This is a genomic window from Gemella sp. GH3 (assembly GCF_013415425.1).
GTDB lineage: Bacteria > Bacillota > Bacilli > Staphylococcales > Gemellaceae > Gemelliphila.
Genome location: NZ_JACBYC010000072.1, coordinates 1 through 4,430, shown reverse-complemented (window position 1 = coordinate 4,430; position 4,430 = coordinate 1). Strand labels below are relative to the sequence as shown.

4 protein-coding genes and 5 tRNA genes are annotated in these 4,430 nt (G+C 28.6%); all 9 read left to right on the top strand.

Features of this window, described 5'->3' with window-relative positions; all coding sequences use genetic code 11:
* The coding region (locus HZY83_RS01715; RefSeq protein WP_179942358.1) for a PD-(D/E)XK nuclease family protein at positions 1–1,243 on the top strand (1,243 nt) is incomplete at its 5' end.
* A gap of 137 nt (positions 1,244–1,380) precedes the next feature.
* Positions 1,381–2,280 (top strand): YidC/Oxa1 family membrane protein insertase, encoded by a 900-nt coding sequence (locus tag HZY83_RS01710; protein ID WP_228098437.1) that lies wholly within the window; start codon positions 1,381–1,383, stop codon positions 2,278–2,280.
* Between the two features lie 130 nt (positions 2,281–2,410).
* Positions 2,411–2,484, top strand: a tRNA-Asn gene (locus HZY83_RS01705).
* Between the two features lie 3 nt (positions 2,485–2,487).
* Positions 2,488–2,575 (top strand) — tRNA-Ser (locus HZY83_RS01700).
* A 7-nt stretch (positions 2,576–2,582) separates the two neighbouring features.
* Positions 2,583–2,657, top strand: a tRNA-Glu gene (locus HZY83_RS01695).
* A gap of 21 nt (positions 2,658–2,678) precedes the next feature.
* Positions 2,679–2,754, top strand: a tRNA-Asp gene (locus HZY83_RS01690).
* A gap of 29 nt (positions 2,755–2,783) precedes the next feature.
* Positions 2,784–2,859: transfer RNA gene (locus HZY83_RS01685), tRNA-His, on the top strand.
* Positions 2,860–2,972: 113 nt separating this feature from the next.
* Entirely contained in the window at positions 2,973–3,686 is a 714-nt protein-coding gene (rnc, locus tag HZY83_RS01680; protein ID WP_179942357.1) for a ribonuclease III, read from the top strand.
* Positions 3,687–3,691: 5 nt separating this feature from the next.
* A partial coding sequence (locus tag HZY83_RS01675) for an AAA family ATPase (protein ID WP_179942356.1) occupies positions 3,692–4,430 on the top strand: 739 nt, incomplete at its 3' end.

Below are 4,430 nucleotides of genomic sequence, written 5' to 3'. Positions count from 1 at the left end.
CGTCGACAGAGTGTTAGTTGATGAAATTTATGATGATGATATTGTATATCATAATAGTTATATGGAATATTTAAAAGAAGTTTATGAATTCTTTTTGTCTACCGAAAATAAACAAAAATATTTAGAATATAATAAAAGTTTTTCTAATTTTAGTAGTAGCAAAGTTAAAGATTATGTAAAGAGTCCGTACATATTTTTTGTTAAACGAGTTTTAGGAATATTCCAAGAAGAAAACTATGAAATAACCCCATTTAATAAGGGGAATTTCTATCACGCTGTAATGGAAGATAGTCGTATTTTGGAGTATGTTGCAAAACAAGGAGAGCTACTTGCTAATTTGGATGAAATAGACCAATTTGATGAGAATAAGTATTTAATACCAGTAAGAAGTTTGTTATTAGAAGTTATTAATAATACAATTAACGATAATATAGTAGATTTTATGACAATTATCAATTCTAAAAAGATGAATTATTATGAGTTTAATACTATTATTAATCGTCTAACTAAATTAATAATATATGAAATTTACTATACAGCTATATCTGGTTATAAAGCTACAGAAGTCGAAAAAAATTTTGAATTTACTATAACTGGAGATAAGATAATTTATAAGGACGATGATAAAGAAAAGTTTATCAATTTACCTAGAATTTATAATATTCCAACAATAAGTTTCCGCGGTAAGATTGATAGAATAGATCAAAAAGATAATAAATACTTATTAATTGATTACAAAAGTAGCAAGAGTGATTTTGAATATAGCAAATTTTATAATGGTGAAGATTCTCAGCTGTTAACGTATCTTATAGCAACTATTTTATTGAAGGATATAAAAATAGAACAAGTATTAGGTATATTTTATAGACAAATAACAGAAGATAAGTCTAATGTTAGGTTGAAAGGTTTAGTAAATCAAGATGTACTTTTAGGAGAAGATTTTGCTAGAAGTGCTAGTAAGATAATGTTTGCTGGAATTACAAAAGAGAATAAAGTAAATGGGCATTATAAGAATAGAACGTTAACTTCTAGTGAATTTGAGAAATTTGTAAAAATAAATATAGATAATATATTAACTACAATAGAAAAAATTTATTCTTTTGATTATTCTGCATTAAACAAGGAGACAGAGTTACAAGAACTTTATGACTATTCTAAGAATAAATTAAATAGTGATGATAATAATAAATCTGTAGGAAATACAGCACAAGTTAAAAAGTTATTGTTGGAGAAAGATTTATAGAATTATTAATTAAATGATATTACAAAGTTATATTTTTATTTAATAATTTTCTTATACTATAGTGCATTATTGACGATATACTACATATTTGTTATAATTTATATTTAGATATTAATACAATTAAAAGGAGAAAAATTTTGAAGAAAAAAATATCAGTTTTAACGTTATTTCTTCTGACTACAATAACGCTAACTGGATGTTCTGCTGAAGATAGAGAAGGTTGGTTTTATGAAACGTTCGTAAAACCTATGGATTTATTTTTAAAGTGGATATACGATTTAGTAGGTAATTGGGGATTAGCAATTATTCTTATTACAGTTGTTGTAAGATTTATAGTTATGCCATTTATGCTTTATAATACTAAAAAGCAAAGAGATGCTAAGATAGGTATGGAGAAAGCACGCCCAGAATTGACAGTTGTACAAGAAAAAATGTCAGAGTTAAAGAAAGAAGAAGTTCGTGCTATAACTAATGAAGATAGAATGCGTATAAGAACAGCACAAATGGAATTACAAAAAGAGCAAATGGCTATTATGAGAAAGCATAATGCTATGCCGTTTAGTGTTGGAGGATGTTTACCTATATTATTACAAATGCCAGTAATGACAGGATTATACTTCACACTTCTAAATCCATATTATTCAGATGGAATAAAAGAAGCTACATTTTTAGGTATTTTTAATTTAGGATCAAGATCTTATATTTTACCAATAATAGCATTTATAGTATATGCTATTCAAATTCAACTAACAATGAAGTTAAATCCACAGCCAATTCAACCAGGACAAGAAGCTATGGCAAATCAAATGAAAGCTATGCAATGGATAAGTCCAGTAATGATTGCAGGATTTTCATTTATAGTTGCAGGAGCAGTAGGGTTGTACTATATAATTGGGGGATTATTCTTAATAATTCAAATATATATAGGATATTTATTATTCCCACCTTATATACCAGAAAAACAGTCATCTAAGGAAAATAATTTTGATGAAAGTAAAGTAACTCTTGTTTCTAATAAAAAAAATAAAAGAAGATAAAAAAATCAGAGGTTTTGGTAATTAAATATATTACACATACAACATATAAACTAAAAGTTTAAAAAAAGTATTGACTTTTTTATATAAACTATGTATAATAATAAATGTTCTGTTAAGAAGAACTAATTATTCCACAGTAGCTCAGTTGGTAGTAGCATCTGACTGTTAATCAGAGGGTCGCAGGTTCGAGTCCTGCCTGTGGAGCTTGGAGTAGTACTCAAGAGGCTGAAGAGGCGCCCCTGCTAAGGGTGTAGGTCGGGAAACTGGCGCGAGGGTTCAAATCCCTCCTACTCCGTAATTTTGGCCCGTTGGTCAAGTGGTTAAGACACCGCCCTTTCACGGCGGTAACACGGGTTCGAATCCCGTACGGGTCACCATTTGAATTGAGATTGTATTTTGGTCCCGTGGTGTAGCGGTTATCACGCCTGCCTGTCACGCAGGAGATCGCGGGTTCGATTCCCGTCGGGACCGCCATTTTTATATCTCAATTTTTTTTATTTATGGCGGCTGTGGCGAAGTGGTTAACGCATCGGATTGTGGTTCCGACATTCGCGGGTTCGATTCCCGTCAGCCGCCCCATTTTTATATAAATAAGACGAGTCCTAATTTAGTTTTTCTAAGTGAGGACTTTTTTTGTGTTAAGAATAACTTGAGTTATGTTATAATTAATTGATTGAGAAAGGAGGAGAAAATTGAAAAAATTACAAAATTTACTTAATACTTTAAATAAAGAATTTAATTTAGATATTGCATATAAGAAAGAATATATTATGGCATTCACGCATTCTTCATATATTAATGAAAATAAGAAATTATCAAAAAATGATAATTATGAGCGCTTAGAATTTTTGGGAGATGCAACTTTAGAAATAGCGATAAGTGATTATCTATATAATAAATTTCCTGAATTATCAGAAGGGGAACTAACAAAAATTAGAGCTTCAATAGTTTGTGAGCCAACTTTAGTGAAATATGCTCTTCAATTAAAATTTAACGATTATATTTTTTTAGGTAAAGGTGAAGAGAAAATAGGGGGTAGAGAACGTCCAGCATTACTTGCTGATATTTTTGAATCTTTTATAGGAGCGTTGTATTTAGATAAAGGACTTGAAGTGGTAAAAATGTTTCTTAAAGATACTTTATTTGCAGAAATAAAAGATAATACCGATTTTGGTTTTATAGACTATAAAACGGATTTACAAGAATATGCTAGTAAAGAAAAAATAGGAAATATATCTTATCATTTAATTGATGATAGTGGACCTTCTCATAATAAAATTTTTACGAGCTGTGTAACAATTGATAATAATAAGTTTGGAACAGGTACAGCTAAGAGTAAGAAAGAGTCTGAACAGTTGGCAGCAAAAGAAGCATTGAATCGTTTAAAATATTTTAAGGAGTTTTAATTTATATGAATTTAAAACAAATAGAATTACAAGGTTTTAAATCATTTCAGTCGAAATCTATATTTAAATTAGATAATAATTTAATAGGTATTGTGGGACCCAATGGTTCTGGTAAAAGTAATATAATTGATGCTATTAGATGGGTTTTAGGCGAACAGTCTGCAAAAAATTTACGTGGTAGTAGCATGAAAGATGTTATCTTTTCTGGTACTGAAGAAAAAAGAGGGAAAAACTTTGCAGAAGTATCTCTCACATTTTCTTCTACAAATGCCAATGATAAAATTATAACTAGGCGTCTTTATAGAAATGGAGATAGTGAATATTATCTTAATGGGAAAAAATCTAAGTTAAAAGATATTACAGATGTATATTTTGATTTAGGTATTAATAAAGAAAGTTATAGTATAATTACTCAAGGTAAAGTTGAGAGTATACTTTCATCTAAACCGCAAGATAGAAGAATTATAATAGAAGAAGCGGCTGGAATTTTAAAATATAAAAATAAAAAGAAAGAAGCTAATAGTAAGCTAGATAAAACAACAGACAATATAAAAAGATTAAATGATATTTTTATAGAAGTTACTGCAAGATATAATGAACTTTCAATTCAAAAAGAAAAAGCTAGTAAATATCTTGATTACAATAATGAATTGAAAGAAAAAGATATTTTTCTGAAAGTTTATGATATAAAATATTATCAAGCAGAGTTAGAATCTTTGGAAGAAAATAAAGACAATTATTATC